18 protein-coding genes and 1 pseudogene are annotated in these 16,030 nt (G+C 71.8%); 11 read left to right on the forward strand and 8 right to left on the reverse strand.

Annotation, left to right across the window (positions count from 1 at the left end; translation table 11 throughout):
• Nucleotides 1-143: 143 nt before the first annotated feature.
• The 4 genes from KUM49_RS20415 to KUM49_RS20430 form a co-directional block, all read right to left on the reverse strand.
• Nucleotides 144-836, reverse strand: a complete 693-nt coding sequence (locus KUM49_RS20415; protein ID WP_217238328.1) for an HAD family hydrolase — start codon at nt 834-836, stop codon at nt 144-146.
• A 421-nt stretch (nt 837-1,257) separates the two neighbouring features.
• Nucleotides 1,258-1,929, reverse strand: coding sequence for a phosphatase PAP2 family protein (locus KUM49_RS20420; protein WP_217238329.1), 672 nt, complete (start codon nt 1,927-1,929; stop codon nt 1,258-1,260).
• A gap of 69 nt (nt 1,930-1,998) precedes the next feature.
• Nucleotides 1,999-2,934 (reverse strand): M56 family metallopeptidase, encoded by a 936-nt coding sequence (locus KUM49_RS20425; RefSeq protein WP_217238330.1) that lies wholly within the window; start codon nt 2,932-2,934, stop codon nt 1,999-2,001.
• Between the two features lie 135 nt (nt 2,935-3,069).
• A complete protein-coding gene (locus KUM49_RS20430) occupies nt 3,070-3,606 on the reverse strand; it encodes a DUF5134 domain-containing protein (protein WP_217238331.1) in 537 nt (178 codons plus the stop codon).
• 177 nt (nt 3,607-3,783) lie between these two features.
• On the opposite strand from KUM49_RS20430, the gene KUM49_RS20435 reads away from it, so the two are divergent.
• Both KUM49_RS20435 and KUM49_RS20440 read left to right on the forward strand, forming a co-directional pair.
• Complete coding sequence (locus tag KUM49_RS20435; RefSeq protein ID WP_217238332.1) at nt 3,784-5,469, forward strand: FUSC family protein; 1,686 nt, start codon at nt 3,784-3,786, stop codon at nt 5,467-5,469.
• Entirely contained in the window at nt 5,466-6,008 is a 543-nt protein-coding gene (locus tag KUM49_RS20440; protein WP_217238333.1) for a MarR family winged helix-turn-helix transcriptional regulator, read from the forward strand. The genes KUM49_RS20435 and KUM49_RS20440 overlap by 4 nt, the downstream gene beginning before the upstream one ends.
• A gap of 482 nt (nt 6,009-6,490) precedes the next feature.
• On the opposite strand, the gene KUM49_RS20445 is transcribed toward KUM49_RS20440, so the two are convergent.
• Nucleotides 6,491-6,883 (reverse strand): VOC family protein, encoded by a 393-nt coding sequence (locus tag KUM49_RS20445; protein ID WP_217238334.1) that lies wholly within the window; start codon nt 6,881-6,883, stop codon nt 6,491-6,493.
• A gap of 70 nt (nt 6,884-6,953) precedes the next feature.
• Here KUM49_RS20445 and KUM49_RS20450 point away from each other — a divergent pair, with 70 nt between their 5' ends.
• A complete protein-coding gene (locus tag KUM49_RS20450; RefSeq protein WP_217238335.1) occupies nt 6,954-7,484 on the forward strand; it encodes a GNAT family N-acetyltransferase in 531 nt (176 codons plus the stop codon).
• 3 nt (nt 7,485-7,487) lie between these two features.
• Here the strand turns inward: KUM49_RS20450 and KUM49_RS20455 are convergent, their stop codons facing one another.
• A complete protein-coding gene (locus KUM49_RS20455) occupies nt 7,488-8,171 on the reverse strand; it encodes a glycerophosphodiester phosphodiesterase family protein (RefSeq protein ID WP_217238336.1) in 684 nt (227 codons plus the stop codon).
• A 287-nt stretch (nt 8,172-8,458) separates the two neighbouring features.
• Here KUM49_RS20455 and KUM49_RS20460 point away from each other — a divergent pair, with 287 nt between their 5' ends.
• The 5 genes from KUM49_RS20460 to KUM49_RS20480 all read left to right on the forward strand — a co-directional run bounded on the left by KUM49_RS20460 (nt 8,459) and on the right by KUM49_RS20480 (nt 13,107).
• The gene (locus KUM49_RS20460) at nt 8,459-9,856 is read left to right on the forward strand and encodes a DUF6421 family protein (RefSeq protein ID WP_217238337.1); all 1,398 of its coding nucleotides are present in this window, start codon (nt 8,459-8,461) and stop codon (nt 9,854-9,856) included.
• A gap of 50 nt (nt 9,857-9,906) precedes the next feature.
• A complete protein-coding gene (locus KUM49_RS20465; RefSeq protein ID WP_217238338.1) occupies nt 9,907-10,662 on the forward strand; it encodes an SDR family oxidoreductase in 756 nt (251 codons plus the stop codon).
• Between the two features lie 11 nt (nt 10,663-10,673).
• The gene (locus tag KUM49_RS20470; RefSeq protein WP_217238339.1) at nt 10,674-11,744 is read left to right on the forward strand and encodes a low specificity L-threonine aldolase; all 1,071 of its coding nucleotides are present in this window, start codon (nt 10,674-10,676) and stop codon (nt 11,742-11,744) included.
• Between the two features lie 86 nt (nt 11,745-11,830).
• On the forward strand, nt 11,831-12,403 hold the full coding sequence (locus tag KUM49_RS20475) for a transglutaminase domain-containing protein (protein ID WP_217238340.1): 573 nt from the start codon (nt 11,831-11,833) through the stop codon (nt 12,401-12,403).
• An 8-nt stretch (nt 12,404-12,411) separates the two neighbouring features.
• Nucleotides 12,412-13,107: a B3/4 domain-containing protein gene (locus tag KUM49_RS20480; RefSeq protein ID WP_217238341.1), complete on the forward strand. Its 696-nt coding sequence runs from the start codon at nt 12,412-12,414 to the stop codon at nt 13,105-13,107.
• 24 nt (nt 13,108-13,131) lie between these two features.
• Here KUM49_RS20480 and KUM49_RS20485 read toward each other — a convergent pair whose 3' ends face one another.
• Nucleotides 13,132-13,860 (reverse strand): 1-acyl-sn-glycerol-3-phosphate acyltransferase, encoded by a 729-nt coding sequence (locus tag KUM49_RS20485; RefSeq protein ID WP_217238342.1) that lies wholly within the window; start codon nt 13,858-13,860, stop codon nt 13,132-13,134.
• Between the two features lie 206 nt (nt 13,861-14,066).
• Nucleotides 14,067-14,483: a DUF4395 domain-containing protein gene (locus tag KUM49_RS20490; protein WP_217238343.1), complete on the reverse strand. Its 417-nt coding sequence runs from the start codon at nt 14,481-14,483 to the stop codon at nt 14,067-14,069.
• A gap of 77 nt (nt 14,484-14,560) precedes the next feature.
• On the opposite strand from KUM49_RS20490, the gene KUM49_RS20495 reads away from it, so the two are divergent.
• The 3 genes and pseudogenes from KUM49_RS20495 to KUM49_RS20505 all read left to right on the forward strand — a co-directional run.
• Nucleotides 14,561-14,974, forward strand: a complete 414-nt coding sequence (locus KUM49_RS20495; protein WP_217238347.1) for a thioredoxin family protein — start codon at nt 14,561-14,563, stop codon at nt 14,972-14,974.
• 229 nt (nt 14,975-15,203) lie between these two features.
• Entirely contained in the window at nt 15,204-15,713 is a 510-nt protein-coding gene (locus KUM49_RS20500) for a flavin reductase family protein (protein WP_217238344.1), read from the forward strand.
• Between the two features lie 218 nt (nt 15,714-15,931).
• A pseudogene (locus KUM49_RS20505) lies at nt 15,932-16,030 on the forward strand (electron transfer flavoprotein subunit beta); the annotation flags it as partial.

Below are 16,030 nucleotides of genomic sequence, written 5' to 3' on the forward strand. Positions count from 1 at the left end.
CGTCCGGTCCGGCCCCCGAAAGGGCCTGACCGGGTTGCCGCCGTCCTGGGCGACGCGGGGGATCGTCCAGGACGGTCGGGCACCACCCGATGGTGGCCTTGGGCAACGTACAGGGGCGGGGTGCCCGCCCTCGGATGCCGAGGTCAGCCCGCCAGATCCAGCACCGGCCGCAGTCCGTCCGGCCGTTCGGCCACCGGCAGGTGGTCCACGAAGTGCACCCCGCAGCCCAGGGCCGCCGCGCCGCCGTCCGCCCGCCGGTTGTCGCCGACCATGAGGGTTTCCTGCGGTTCGACGCCGAGTGCGGCGCAGGCGGTCGCGAACAGCCGGGGATCCGGCTTCTGGATGCCGTGTTCGTACGACAGGACGTACGTGTCGACACAGGAGTCGAGGCCGTGCTCGCGGAACACCGGCCGCAGATCCCAGCCGATGTTGCTGACCACGCCGACGCCGATCCCGCGCTCGCGCAGCGTCCGCAGCACCTCGAGGGCGTCGGGGTACGGCGACCAGGCGGCCGGGGTCATGTGCCGGTCGTACAGCGCGTCGTACAACCCGGGTTCGGGCAGCGGTACTTGGCGGGCCACGCCGGTGTACGCGGCCCGGTGCAGCTCGGCGCTCTTGTCGCGGGCCTCCCAGAGGTGGGCGAGCTCGTCGGGGATCCGCTCGACGGGATGGGTCCCGCCGGGCAGCGCGCCGACCCTTTCGAGGGCCCGCGCTTTCCGGCGGAACTCGGTCTCGTCGAGGGAGGGTTCGATCTCGGCAAGGACGGCTCGCAGCCAGGACTCGGCGGACTCGATGCGGAAGAGCGTTCCGGAGAAGTCGAACAACACGGCGGCCATGAGGTGATCTTAAGGGGCGAGGTTCCACGCCGAGGGAAGAGCGCTGCCGCGGAACACGCGGGCGAAGCTGCCCTCGCCTCAATCGGAGCACTCCCGGCATCGGCTGTCCCGGCCGCCTCACGCACCAGGTCGTGTTCCGCCGGCAGGACCCCAAGTCGCGGTGGATCCGAGCTCGCCCCCGGCCGGTGCATCGCCGTCGCCCGGGCACGCCACCTGTGCGCGCTGCTGCGGAGCGCGAGCCGCAGCAGGGCGTCGACGGCGACGACGAAGGCGGCCGGCTCGGCACTCTCGGCCGTCCCGGGCGGGGACAGTCAGGCCGCGGGATCGTCGGCGGAGCGGACGACCCGGCCCCTGGCGTCAGGCCGAACCGTCGGCCTCGGCTCGGGCGGGCCGATGCGCCGGTAGCCGCGCGCGGGTGGGTTCACGGGCGTTGCCGATGGTGGACCGCGACCGCCAAAGCCACGAGCGTCGCGCCCAGCAGCCAGCCGCCGACCACGTCCGAGGGCCAGTGCACGCCCAGCCAGATGCGGGTCAGGCCGACGCCGACGACGGAGATCACGGCCACGGTCACGGCCGTACGCCACAGGAGGCGGTCGACGCCGTGGCGGTGCAGCAGCCACAGCAGAAGGCCGCACACGAGCATGGCGGTCATGGCGTGACCGGAGGGGAAGGCGGCGTAGTGCGCGGAGTCGACGGGGTCCGGCCAGACGGGCCGCGGGCGCCCGACCGCGGCCTTCAGGGACTGCTGGATCAGCGAGCCCAGCGCGCAGGTCAGCGCCAGCCACCCCGCCGTCCACCAGGCGGAACGGCGCCACACCAGCCATACCACGACGACCGCGCACAGGATGCGCATCGTCCACGGGTCCCAGACCCAGTCCGTCAGGATGCGGAAGGTCTGGGTGACGTCCGGGTCGTCCACGGCCCAGCGGTGAGTGGTGCGGGAGATGTCACCGTCCAGCGTGAACAGGGGATGCCAGTCGGCGGCGACCAAGGCGATCAGCAGCGCGGAGCACAGCGCGAGGATGCCCGCGGCACGGGCGGCGCTGCGATGCGCCGACGGGCGGGGCGGGGAGCCGACGGGCGGAGTGTGCATGCTGCGATCCTCGCCGAATCGTGGGCCCGGAAGCCAATCCCGGGGCGGACGAACCCGCTCGGCCGGGTGCTATCCGAGCGCGCGCAACCCCGGCACGAAGGCCACCAGCAACGGCACGACCGGCACCAGCGCGGCCGCCGCCGTCAGCCGCAGCCGACGGGCCGCGGTGAGCCGGTCCGGGGGTGTGAGCAGCCGGTGGACCCGCTGCGGCACGTGGGCCTGCGGGGTCGGGCACGGGCCGAACACGCCCCGGTCCTCGTTCAGTCCGACCAGGGCGAGGGCGGTGGTCAGCCGGCCGAAGCGGCGGGAGGCCATGTCGTCGGCGGCGAGCTCCACCAGCCGGTGCATCTCGTCCCGGAACCCGGCGAAGACCCGCACCTGTGGGAACCCGGCGGCCAGCGCGGCCGAGCAGTGCAGCAGCCAGTCGTGCCGGGCCTGCGCGTGACCCTCCTCGTGGGCGACGAGGGCGTCCAGCTGGCGGCCCTTGAGGCGGCGCAGCGCGGCCGTCGTGATGACGAGCCGGGGAGCCGTGCTCGGCAGCCACCAGGCGTCGGGCCGCTCGCCCTCAAGGATCACGAGCCGGCTGCCGGCGGCCTCCTCGCCGGGCAACAGGGGAGCGCGCACCAGAAGTTCGGACCGGCGCCGCCGACGGCGCGCACGCGCCCGGAGGACCTCCCGGACCAGCATCGCCGCGCTCCACGCCCCGCCGCACGCGAGCGCCACCGCCGTCGCCGCGGCCCACGGCTCGGCCGTGCCGAGGGTGTACGCCTCCACGACGACGTGCGGTGCCGGGGCGAACACATGGCCGCCCACCGCCTGCCAGGCGGTCGCCGCGCTGAGCGTCATCGACAGCGCGCAGCAAAGGAGTACGGCCGCCACCGCGCACTGCCACGCCCACAGAGCGAGCACCGGTTCACGGTCCGCCCAGTCGGCCCGGGCCAGCAGCCGGGGCGCGACGACGGCGGTCAGGGCGCCGAGCAGCAACAGTGCCGCGGGGAGCATCATGGGGGGCAGCTTATGAGCGCCGGGCCGCTCGAAGGTACGGCCTGCCACGGGAAGTGACGCAGGCAACGGCTGCGTACGGCGTTCCGCGCGACCCGAGCCTCGGCGCCCACGCCCCTCACCATCGGGCACGCCGCTTCAGAGCGTCAGCAGCATCGCGACCATCCCGATCCCCATCGACAGCCGGCACGCCCGCACCAGCTCCGGCCGGTCGCCCCACCCCGCGGCGCCGCCCCCCGCGGCGACGGGCACCAGACGCAGGCCGGACAGCAGCACGTATCCGGTGAAGTAGACGAGCAGCGCCCCCGTCAGCAGCGGGACTCCGCCGCCGGATCCGGTGTGGTGTCCGGGGGAGGCGGCCATCACCACCGCCATGTAGACCATGGCGGCGGAGCCGACGAGGTGGTGCAGGTGGTGGGCGCTCGCCCGGGCCGCCCACAGGGCGTGCAGCGCCGCAGCGCCGAACACGACCGCGTAGGCGGGCCAGGCCCACGACGGGGGTGTGAACACCGCGGCGGGCACGGCCATCGCGGCCATGCCGAAGCCCATCAGCGCCTCGCCGCCCGCCGACCGGCGCTGCGCCTCCACGGTGCTGCGCATCCGCAACAGGCAGTACGCCCCGGTCGCCGCACACAGCGCCACCAGCAGCCAGCCGGGCGAAGCCGGTCCGTGCACGCCCACCTCCCCGCTCGACGATCGGTACCTGACGGTCGGTGCTCGACGGTCGGTCAAGGGATGCCCCCGGCATGCGGCGCGCAAGCGAGCGCAAGGATGTACACGGGGAGCATTCGGCGGAGCACAGCACGTGACCGGGTGTCTTTTACAGGTAAAACACCTGCTAATCTTGTGTCCATGAGCCGTCCCACCCCCGCCTCCGCCGCGTCGCCCGCCCGACGCCTCCCGCTCGCCGGCGTGCTGCGGCTCGGCCGGCCCTCCGACATCTGGTTCAAGCCCGCCCTGAGCGTGGTCGTCGCGGTCGCCCCGCCCAACCTGCTCCTGCTGGCCCTCGACCGGCTCGACCTGGCGATGTACGCGATGGCCGGATCCCTCTGCGCGCTCTACGCCCACAACCGCCCCTACGCCGCCCGGGCCCGCGCCCTGGCATGGGTGGTCCTCGGCATGATCAGTGGCCTCGCCGTCGCCCTGCTCGCGGCCTCCCTCACCACCGGCGCCGTCGTCCTGGTGGCCGTCGGCGCCGCCCTGGCCGCCGTACAGAAGGTGCTGTGCGACGCCACCCGTATCGGACCGCCGGGCAACGTGGTCCTCACCTTCATCAGCTCCGCCGCCCTGTTCACGCCTCAGACCCTCGGGCAGATCCCGGCCCACCTGGCGCTGGCCACCGCGACGGGCGCCTGGGCCTGGCTCGTCGGCATGGCTCCCGGCCTGCTGCGCCCGCACGGCCCCGAGCGCCGCGCCACCGCGCACGCGCTGAACGCCGCCGCCGCGTACGCCGCCACGCACGGCACCGGCGACGGACACGCCAAGGCCCGCGCCACGGCGGCCGCCGCCGTGCAGGCCGCCTGGCAGACGCTGCTGTCCGCCGGAGCCTCCACCGAGCCCCGGCGCGCCCTCGAACGGCTCGTCGTGCGCGCCGAGGTCGCACTCGCCGCCCCCGCGGACACGGACCCCGAGCCGCTGCGCACCTGGGGCCGCGCCCTGCGCGGCACCAAAGCGGTCCCGCGGACCGGGCAACTGCCCGCCGAGACCGACGAACTCCTCGGCGTGGACGCCGAACTCGCCTCCCCGGTCCCCCCGTGGTGGAGCCGGCTCGGACCACTGACCCCGCTCGCCGTGCGCACCGCCCTCGGCTGCGCCCTGGCCGGCTACGCCTCGCTCGCTCTCGGCGTCGGCCGCCCCTACTGGGCCCTGGTCACCGCCGCCTCCCTCTACCAGGCCAACCTCACCCTCACCTGGAGTCGGGGCGTCCAGCGGGTCGTCGGCAACCTCGTCGGTGTCCTCCTCTTCGCCGCCGTGGTCCCGCTGGCCCACCTCGGCCCGGCGGCACTGGTCCTGTGCTGCCTCGCCTTCAACTTCGGCACCGAGGCCCTGATCAGCCGCAACTACTGGCTCGGCAGCGTCTGTGTGACCCCGATGGCCCTGCTCATCACCGAGTTCGCCGGCTACCAGCAGCCCGGCCGGCTCATCACCGAGCGGATCGTCGACACGGTCGTCGGCGCCCTGGTCGGCTTCGTGGCGGCCGTCGCCGTCACCAACCGGCGCGCGGGCACCGGCGTCGAGCACGCACTGACCGCCGTGGAGCGCGCCCGCGAGCGCGCCGCTCGGCTCCTGGCGGAGCCGCGGCCCGCGTCCGCAAGCCTGGAGTCCGCCCGCCGCGCCCTCGCCGCCGCCCTGGTCGATCTGCGTGCCACCGTGGAGGCCGCGTCCGGCGAATGGTGGCAGCGCGCCCTGCCCCACGAGAGGGTCGTGCTCGCCGAGCAGTCCGGACACCGTACGCTCGCGGCGACGGTACGGCGCCAGGGACCGCACCTGGGCCTGGACCGTCACACCCACCAGGCGACGGAGGACGTACGGCCATGACGGCGAGCAACGGAGCGGGCGCCCCCGGAACGACGCGGAGCGACACCGTCGCCGCGGTGGTCCGGCAGTGGCAGACCGTCCACCCCGACCTCGACACCGGCCCGATGGAGATCATCGGCCGCGTCAACCGCTGCGCCGCGCTCCTTCAGCAGGCCGAGGACGCCCCGCTGCGGCGGGCGGGCCTGAGCCGCCCCGAGTTCGACCTGCTGGGCGCGCTGCGCCGCACCGGACACGAACTCACCCCCGGTGAACTGGCCCGCGAGACCTTCTCCTCCGGCGCCGCCGTCACCAAACGCCTCAAGGCCCTGACCGAGCGCGGCCTGGTCGAGCGCCGCGGCGACAGCCGTGACCGCCGGGTGGCCCACCTCCGCCTCACCGACGCCGGGCGCGACCTGGTCGACGGCATCATGCCCGCGCAGCTCGCCTACGAGACCACCGTGCTGTCCGGCCTGGACCCGGCCGAGCGGGACGAACTGGCCGTCCTGCTCTCCGGGTTGCTGGGCCGACTGGAGGGGCTCGCCGGGGTACTGCGTCCCTGATCCCCTCCCGCGCGCCGGTCGCGGCCGTTTCCGACGTGCGCGCGCCCATGGACGCGACCGGCACCCGCTTCCTCCCGAGCCCCCCGCCCCCGACACGCTCACCGGGGACCCGGCACCGAGACCGGCCCCTATCACGGCGGCGCGAGCGGAACTCTCCACGGCCTGGACGGCGACGGGGTGCCCAGGCCGACCCGGTACGGGAGTTTCGGCCCCGCCAACGTCTCCCTGCGCGTCGACAGCGAGGCGCCGCGCGAACTGCGGCTGCCGCGAGCCACAAGTGGGCGGCGTGAGGCCATACCGACACCCGAGTGGAGCTGACCGCCGGCAGGCGCCGCATCACCCTCGCCGCGCAGGACGCCGGCCTGGGCTTCACCAGGGGCGGCGCGGTCGTCGACGAGCTGGACCCGACCCGGCGCGACGACGACAACACCGCCCTGTACGCCGCGTTGCGCCGACCGCCGCCGGGACCACGTTCCGGTGGCTCAGATGGCGGACCGGTACCGCAGCGGATGGTCCGGCGGAACCTCCACCAGCACGATCCGCGTCCCGTCGGGATCCGCGATCCACATCTCGATCAGCCCCCACGGCTCCTTCACCGGCGGCCGCACGATCTCGACCCCCTTGGCCCGCAGCTCGTCGTGCGCGGCGGACACGTCCTCGACCTGCATCCACAACCGCACGGCCGGTGACGGCGCCACGTCGGACCGCCCGGACACCTCCAGGAATCCGCCCCCGAGGAAGTAGACGGTCCCGCGCTCCGGCCCCGTACCGAACTCACGGGAGACCGCGAGTCCCAGCTGCTCGCCGTAGAAAAAGCGGGACCGTTCCGGATCGGTGGGCCGCAGCAGGGTGCGGCCACTCAGTACATGCACCATACATCCGGAGCGTAGTGGCAGGGGGTTACTCTCGTCGGGCCCGAGCCGCGCGAGAACCGGAGAGCCGACCATGGAAACCGCCCTGACCTTTCGCGACGCCACCGACGCCGACGTGGACGCGCTGGTCGTGCTGATCGAGTCGGCGTACCGGGGAGACGCCAGCCGCAGCGGGTGGACCACCGAGGCGGACATCCTCGAAGGGCAGCGGACGGACCCGGAGGGCGTGCGGGAGGTCATCAAGTCGCCCGACAGCAGGCTGCTCACGGTCGAGCGCGAGGGACGGATCGTCGCCTGCTGCCAGCTCGAACACCGCGGCGCGCACGCCTACTTCGGGATGTTCGCGGTCAGCCCGGTTCTCCAGGGTGCCGGCCTCGGCAAGGTGATCATCGCGGAGGCGGAGCGGACCGCCCGCGAGACCTGGGGCGTCACCGAGATGCACATGACGGTGATCTCCGTACGCGACGACCTCATCGCCTGGTACGAGCGCCGCGGCTACCGCCGTACGGGACGGATGACCCCCTTCCCGTACGGCGACGAGCGTTTCGGCGTGCCGCAGCGCGACGACCTGCAGTTCGAGCTGCTGGTCAAGGAGCTCGCATGAGCGTCACGCCGTGAAGCGGCCGGTGCGTTTGATCTCCGGATAGTCGGTGGTGGCGCCGTCCAGCCCCAGCGCCCGTACCAGCCGCAGCTGGTCCTGCGTGTTCACCACCCAGCCGATGATCTTCAGGTCGGCCTTCCGGGCGTCCTCGACGACCTCCAGGGTGAGCCGGCGGATGTTCAGGCAGACGGTCGAGGCACCGGCCGCGACCGCGCGGTCCACGATGTCGGGGCCGAACCGGCTGGCGATCAGCGCGGTCCGTACCCCTGGCACCAGCCGGGCGATCTCGGCGATCGCCTCGTCGTGGAACGAGGAGACCTCCACGCGGGCGGCCAGGTCCCGGCGGTGCATGACCTCCGCCAGCGCGCGCGCCGCCGCCACGTCCTTGATCTCGGCCTGCAACGGCGCGTGCACGCCGTCCAGGACCTCCTCGAACACGGGGACCCGCTCACCGCGGCCCGCGTCCAGGGCACGCAGCTCGGCGAGGGTCTGCTCGGCGATCGCGCCGGTGCCGTCGGTCGTACGGTCCACGTCGGTGTCGTGCATCACGACGAGGGCGCCGTCCTTGCTCAGGTGCAGATCGAGTTCGATGACGTCGAGGCCCGCCTGCTCGGCGGCGACGAAGGAACGGAGAGTGTTCTCGGGCTCGACACCCATGACTCCGCGGTGACCGATGGTGAGGAAGTTCAAGATGCGACTCGCTTCCGTCGGGGGTGGCGGTGGGGGAACCACGCGCGGCCGGGGCGGACGGCCGTGTGGGCAGGTCCGAAGCCTAGCGGCCCGGCCGCGCGATGAACCCGCGCCTGCGACGGGAGCGGGTGTGCGAAGCGGAAGCGTTTGCCGAACAGGTGTCCGACAGGAAAAAATCCTGTGACCATCAGGGTGGCGCAGGATAATTTCCCGAGGCTCCACTTGCTGGGAGAATCCTCGTATGCATACGGTGTCCTGACGTGAGGTTTTCCCGTGGAGGATGGGACATGACGGAAATTCTTGTGCAGGTGGGTTCGGGGGACCAGGTTCCTCCCGCGGCCAGGGTGGTGGAGCATCCGGCGTGGCCCGTGCTCAAGGATGCCGTGGAGCAGATCCGGCCATGGCAGTCCAAGGACGGATCGATCGACTTCGACGCGGAGGGCGCCCCGGACCCCGCGGAGGCGGAACGCGCCGTCCGGCGTGTCGTGCACGCCGTCGAGGAACTGTCCCCGCTGCTCCCGCACGACAGCGCCTACCACCAGGCCCTCGTGAAGGACCTGCACCACTGGGCGGAGGGCGGCTTCCAGGTGCCGGACTTCCTCGACTCGCTGCTGGCCTTCCAGCCCGCCGCGAACCGCGCGGACGGCCTGCAGCACCTGGTCGTCTTCCCGATGTACACGCAGAACGGCAATCCGGACCGCAACCTCGAGGCGGTCGTGCTGCGCATGGTCTGGCCCCAGTGGCTGGCCGAACTGGAGCGCACCCGTTACGACAACCCGCTGTTCTGCGGCATCCGGTTCGAGGACTTCACGGCCGGCTACGACACCAACTCCGCCGTCCTCTTCCCCGAGACCATCGCCGTGCGCGAGGCGCCCGAGCGGTTCAGCTGGGGCGGCATCTTCTGCGACCGCGAGGCGGCCCGCTTCCGCCGGGTCACCGACGCCGCCGTGGACATCCTGGGTCTGGAGCTGCCCGAGGACATCGCCGCGATGGTCCACGACCAGAAGCGCTGCGAGGAGGCGTTCGTGCTGTGGGACATGGTCCACGACCGCACCCACAGCCACGGCGACCTGCCCTTCGACCCGTTCATGATCAAGCAGCGCCAGCCGTTCTGGATGTACGGCCTCGAAGAGCTGCGCTGTGACCTCACCGCCTTCAGGGAGGCCGTGAAGCTGGAGGCCGACGGCGTCCCGCAGGCCCGTGACGTGCAGTACGCGGTGCTGTTCGACCGCATGTTCCGCTTCCCGGTCACCGGTGAGCGCGTGCGCAACTACGACGGCCTCGGCGGCCAGCTCCTGTTCGCCTACCTCCACAAGCACGACGTCGTCCGCTGGACCGACAACCAGCTGTTCATCGACTGGCAGCGCGCGCCCCAGGTCACCAACGAGCTGTGCGCCGACATCGAGCAGCTGTACCGCGACGGCATCGACCGCCCCAAGCTCGTCCACTGGTTCGCCGGATACGAGCTGGTCTCCACCTACCTCGCACCGCACCCGGGCTCCCGCTGGGCCAAGGGCCCCGACGCCCTCGACCTGACGCAGCCGCCGCGGAAACTCGTCGATGAGGTGCTTCCTGACGAGTTTCCGCTGAGCATGTTCTATGAGGCACTTTCCAAGAAGCTGAAAAGCGTGATCGCCTCCACCCGGGGCATCACGGCGGAGAGCGCCGAGCGGGTCGCCGCGTGAGCGACCGCGTGCACGGTGAACCAGCGCACATTGCTCAGGAGGCGAAGACCATGGGGAACGGGGCTCTCAGCGGTGCGGTGATCGCGGTGGCCGGCGCGGGCGGACCCGCGGGGCGCGCGACGCTTCTCAGGCTCGCCGAGGCGGGCGCGACCGTCGTCGGCGCGGACAACGACCCCGAGCGGCTGGCGGAGGCCGTGGACGCGGCCCGCTACAGCGCCGGCGGCGCCACGGTCACCGGGGAGACGGTCGACCTGCTCGACCTGGACTCGACCCGCGACTGGGCCGTCCATACCGAGAAGGAGTTCGGCCGGGTCGACGGCGTGGTGCACCTCGTCGGCGGCTGGCGCGGCAGCGAGACCTTCGCCAAAACCAACCTGCACGACTGGGACCTGCTCGAGCTGTTGCTGATCCGCACCGTGCAGCACACCTCCCTCGCCTTCCACGAGGCGTTGCAGCGCAGTGACCGGGGCCGGTACGTCCTGATCAGCGCCGCGGGTGCCAGCAAGCCCACCGCGGGCAACGCCGCGTACTCCGCCGCCAAGGCCGCCGCCGAGGCGTGGACGCTCGCGCTCGCCGACTACTTCCGCAAGGCGGGGATCTCCGCGGGCGCGGACGGGCCGACCTCCGCCGCTGCGATCCTGGTGGTGAAGGCGTTGGTGCACGACGCGATGCGTGCCGAGCGCCCCAACGCGAAGTTCGCGGGCTTCACCGATGTGAAGGACCTGGCCGAGGAGATCGTCGGGGTCTGGGAGAAGCCCGCCGCAGAAGTGAACGGAAAGCGTCTGTGGCTGACCGAGAAGCCGTGATACGAGAAGCCGTGAACCCACCGAGGACCGACGCCCGGCGCCACCACGACCCGGACGTCCGCGGCTTCGCCAGCGACAACTACGCCGGGGCCCACCCGGAGGTGCTCACCGCCCTGGCCCTGGCCAACGGCGGGCACCAGGTCGCCTACGGCGAGGACGACTACACAGAGAACCTCCAGCGCATCGTCCGCAGCCACTTCGGCGCCACGGCGGAGGCCTTCCCGGTCTTCAACGGCACGGGCGCCAACGTCGTCGCGCTCCAGGCGGTCACCGACCGCTGGGGCGCGGTGATCTGCGCCGAGAGCGCGCACATCAACGTCGACGAGGGCGGCGCCCCCGAGCGCATGGGCGGCCTCAAGCTGCTCACCGTGCCCACGCCGGACGGCAAGCTCACCCCCGAGCTGATCGACAGGCAGGCGTACGGCTGGGAGGACGAACACCGCGCGATGCCGCAGGTCGTCTCGATCACCCAGAGCACGGAACTGGGCACCCTGTACACGCCCGACGAGATCCGGGCGATCTGCGACCACGCCCACGCCCGCGGCATGAGGGTTCACCTGGACGGCTCCCGCATCGCCAACGCGGCGGCCTCGCTGGACGTCCCGATGCGGACGTTCACCAACGCGGTGGGCGTCGACATCCTCTCCCTGGGCGGCACGAAGAACGGCGCCCTGTTCGGCGAAGCGGTCGTCGTCATCAACCAGGACGCCGTCAGCCACATGAAGCATCTGCGCAAGCTGTCCATGCAGCTCGCCTCCAAGATGCGCTTCGTGTCGGTGCAGTTGGAGGCCCTGCTCGCCAGGGACCTGTGGCTGCGCAACGCCCGCCACGCCAACGACATGGCCCAGCGGCTCGCCGAGGGCGTACGGGCCGTGCACGGCGTCGAGATCCTTCATCCGGTGCAGGCCAATGGGATCTTCGCCAAGCTGCCGCACGAGGTGAGCGTGCGCCTGCAGGAGCGGTTCCGGTTCTACTTCTGGGACGAGGCCGAGGGTGTCGTGCGCTGGATGTGCGCCTTCGACACGACGGAGGAGGACGTGGACGCGTTCGTGGCGGCGCTGAAGGAGGAGATGGCACGCTAGCCGAGAACGGTCGAGCTGTGCATAGATATGCGATCACCTGAAAAGTCATTGACTGACGGGTGATCGCATTCCTATGCTCTGCGGGCATGGAGCTGATCCAGAACACCCCCGACCTGTCCGCCTATCTGGCCGCCGACGAGGTCATCGACCATGACCATCCGCTCGTACGGGACACGGCCGCGCGGCTCGCCCGGGAGGCGGAGGACTCGTATGCCTATGCGCGGCTGGCATTCGAGTTCGTGCGTGACACCATCCCGCACTCCGCCGACAGCGGCGACCTCCGCGTCACCTGGCGGGCCTCCGACGTGCTGGAGCAGCGCACCGGCATCTGCTACGCCAAGGCCCACGCGCTGGCCGCCCTGCTGCGGGCCGAGGACATCCCGACGGCCCTGTGCTACCAGAGGTTCGAAGAGGTGCACGGCCTGGTCGCCGTGCGCTTCAACGGCGCCTGGCATCGACAGGATCCGCGCGGCAACAAGCCCGGCGTGGACGCCCAGTTCTCCCTGGACGGCGAGCGGCTGGCCTTCACGCCCGACCCTCGGTCCAATGAGATGGACTACCCGGTCCTGTACGCTGAACCTCATCCGGTCGTCCTCAACGTACTCAAGGCCGCCCCCGACCGGCCGTACCTCTGGAAGACGCTCCCCACCGCACTCTGAGGCAGGCGATGACCCTCTCCTTGACCGTGTCCGACGAGGTGCGCCTCCTCGCGCCCGGCTTCACCCACCTCGCGATCGAGGCGCACGGCCTGGTCAACGGGCCCAGCACCGACGCGAGTTCCGCCCTCCTCGACGACGCGGCCCGCCGGCTCGCCGTACGCCTGGACGGGCGCGCCCCGCACGAGGACGCGCACATGGTGGCGTGGCGCGAGGTCTACACGGCGTTCGGGTCGAAGCCCTCGCGGACGCGCAACTCGGCGGAGGCGCTGGCGAGGAGGGCTCTGTCGGAGGGCGGGCTGCCCCGCATCAACCTGCTCGTTGACCTCTACAACGCGATCAGCGTCGCCCACCTGACTCCGGTGGGTGGCGAGGACGTCGACCGCATCGAGGGAGGTATGCACCTCGTGCGGGCCACCGGGGACGAGGACTTCGTGACCGCCGCCGGCGGCGAGCAGATCGTCGAACACCCCGACGCGGGCGAGGTGGTCTGGCGCGACGAGACGGGTGTGACCTGCCGCCGCTGGAACTGGCGCCAGGGTCCGCGCACCAGGCTCACCGAGGACACCGTCTCCGGAATCTTCCTGCTGGAGAGCCTGGCACCCATGCCGGTCGCCGACGTCGAGGCGGCGGCGGCCGAACTCGCCGAGCTGTTGCAGAAGTTCAGCCCGGGAGCCCGGATCGTGATCGGGTCCCCGGCGTCCTGATCCGGCTCGGCGGAGCGTGCGGGCTCAGCGCGCCTCGGCCTCGCGGACCTGCTCCGGAGTCGGGGCGGTGCCGCCGAGGTGGGCCGGCATCCACCAGGTGTCGTCCGCGTCCTTGGGCCGCACCGGGTAGGCGCGCTGGGCCGCCTCCAGCAGCTCGTTCACCCGCTCGCGCACCTGCCGGGTGATCGCGCCCGCGTACTTGTCGCGGGAGGCCTCGATCGTTTCGCCGACGCGGATGGTGATGGGCGTGTGGCTGCGCTTGAAGTTGCGCGGGTGGCCCTTGGTCCACAGCCGCTGCGTGCCCCACAGCGCCACCGGGATCAGCGGCACGCCCGCCTCCTGGGCCATGCGCGCGGCGCCCGACTTGAAGCTCTTCAGGGTGAAGGACTGCGAGATCGTCGCCTCCGGGAAGACGCCTACGATCTCGCCCGACCTGAGCGAGTCCAGCGCGTGGGCGTACGCCGTCTCGCCCTGGTTGCGGTCCACCGGGATGTGCTTCATTCCACGCATCAGCGGGCCGGAGACCTTGTGGCGGAAGACGGAATCCTTCGCCATGAAGCGCACGAGACGCTTCTGGGGGAGTGCCGCGAGTCCGCTGAAGATGAAGTCCAGATAGCTGATGTGGTTGCTCACCAGCACGGCACCGCCCGAGCGCGGGATGTTCTCCGAACCCTTGCAGTCGATCTTGAGGTCCCACGCCTTGAACAACGCCTGGGCGAGACCGACGACGGGACGGTAGACAAGCTCTGCCATGGACGGGGTGGACCCTTCCTTGCTCTGCCCGGAAAACAGGACTCCCGGCGGGAAAGCTACGCAGCCGTAGGTTTACGGCATCTCGCAGATCGTGCCCCAAGAACGCGCGAGGAGCCAGCCTTCGCGCCCGTCAACGGAGAGATTCTCGTCACGTCTTTCACCCAGTGATCCACCTCGGGGTTTTGCGACCCCATTACTCCCCCCGTCTACTCCGCCCGTACGGTCGCCCGACGCACCAACAGGTACATCTCGCACCCCAGGCAGTACCCGAACGCGGCGTTCAGGAAGGCCGCGGCGAGCGCGGCCCCCGTGGCGGCGAGTCCCAGCCACTCGGCCCCCAGCGTGTAGCCGGCGAGGCCCACGGCCGCGAAGACCAGCCCCACCGCCTGGGCGAACCGCGGCGGCTCGGGCGCCTCGAACTCGGTGGGCGGCCCCAGCCTGGCCCGTACGGCCACGCGGAACAGCCGGCCGTACGGCGAACGGCCCACTCCGCCCGCGGCGCCCAGCGCGAACGCCAGCGTCTGCCAGGCCAGCAGCCAGGCGCTCCCCGTGACGAGCACGACCGCCAGCACGACGGTCGTCACGGCCGCCCCGAAGCGCGGCCCTCTTGCATCGATGTCCATGGGAACCAAGCATTCCGCAACGGACGGGTTTCCGGGCGGCGGGAATCTTTGCAGTCTCGTGAATGCTGGTGCAGACGATGACCGGACTGGTGGTGTGCGTGGCGGTGCTCGCGGTGGCGAGCGCCTACGGAGTGCTGCATCGGCGGCGGAGCGGGAGGATACGGGTGCGCGGGCGCGACGACGGAAAACGGCTCGGCGCGGCGGAACTGGGCGGCCCGCTCGGTGAGCGCGCCACCCTCGTCCAGTTCTCCAGCGCCTTCTGCGCTCCGTGCCGGGCGACCCGACGGGTCCTCGGCGAGGTGGCCGGCATGGTCCCGGGCGTGACCCACGTCGAGATCGACGCCGAGGAGCGGCTGGAGCTCGTCCGGGAACTCGACATCCTCAAGACCCCGACCGTGCTGGTCCTGGACGCCGACGGCCGGGTGGTCCGACGTGCCGTCGGACAGCCGCGCAAGGCCGACGTGATCGCCGCACTGGGTGAGGCGGTCTGAGGGCAGGCGACCGGGGTGAGGCATCTCCCATCGGCGGGGTGAGGCATCTCCCACATGACGGGACGTACTTGACTGTGTGCACCACCTATCGTCAGCCTGACCGTATGCCTTCGGAACTCCTTCTCCACGGGCGGGTGCACGTCGACCTGGTCCGCACCGCGAGCGCGCGCTGTCCGGGCTGTTGAGCAGCCAAGGACGCCCACGCCACTCCTCGCAGAAGGACAGCTCCATGACGGCCACGCCCGACCTCGACACCGCCCGGCTCGCCTCGCCCGAGCTGCTGCGTTCCGTCTTCCGGCGGCACGCGGCGGGAGTCGCCGTGATCACCGCCCGCGGCGACGCCGGCCCCGTCGGATTCACCGCCACCTCCCTCACCTCGGTCTCCGCCGAGCCCCCGCTGCTGTCCTTCGGCATCGGCACCGGTGCCTCCAGCTGGCCCGCGGTGGCCGAGACCGACCACGTGGGGGTGCACATACTCGGCGAGCACCAGCAGGACCTGGCCGCCACGTTCGCCCGCAGCGGCGCCGACCGCTTCGGCGCGGCGACCGCCTGGCGCGAGGGTCCCGAGGGCGTGCCCGTCCTCGACGACGTCCAGGCCTGGCTGCTGTGCCGGATCGCGGCCCGGGTCCCCGCCGGCGACCACCGCCTGGTGCTGGCCGAGGTCGTCCTCGGCGACTCCACGGGCCCGGGCCGCCCGCTGCTCTACCACCAGGGGCGGTTCCGTGGTCTGCGCGACTGACCGGCTCGACCCCTCTTCTGCGCAGCCGTCGAGTTCCGATTACGCTGCGTTGCAAAGGTCACAGTTCAAAGCGCTTGCTTAGCGGGAACGAACTAGGTGTACTGACGAGTAATATTTCGGTCGGAGCGCGGGTCGCCCCGACCGGGATCGGCCGCTTGAGGCGCCTATGCTGCCTGCAAGAGGCAGCCGAAAAATGACGATGCAGTAGGAGAGCCGGCGTGAGCTTGAGGATCGTTGTCACTGTGAAGTACGTGCCCGACGCCACTGGCGACCGGCACTTCGCCGATGACCTGACCGTCGACCGGGACGACGTCGAC

The sequence above is a fragment of the Streptomyces sp. AC555_RSS877 genome, assembly GCF_019049245.1.
In the GTDB taxonomy this organism is placed as follows: domain Bacteria; phylum Actinomycetota; class Actinomycetes; order Streptomycetales; family Streptomycetaceae; genus Streptomyces.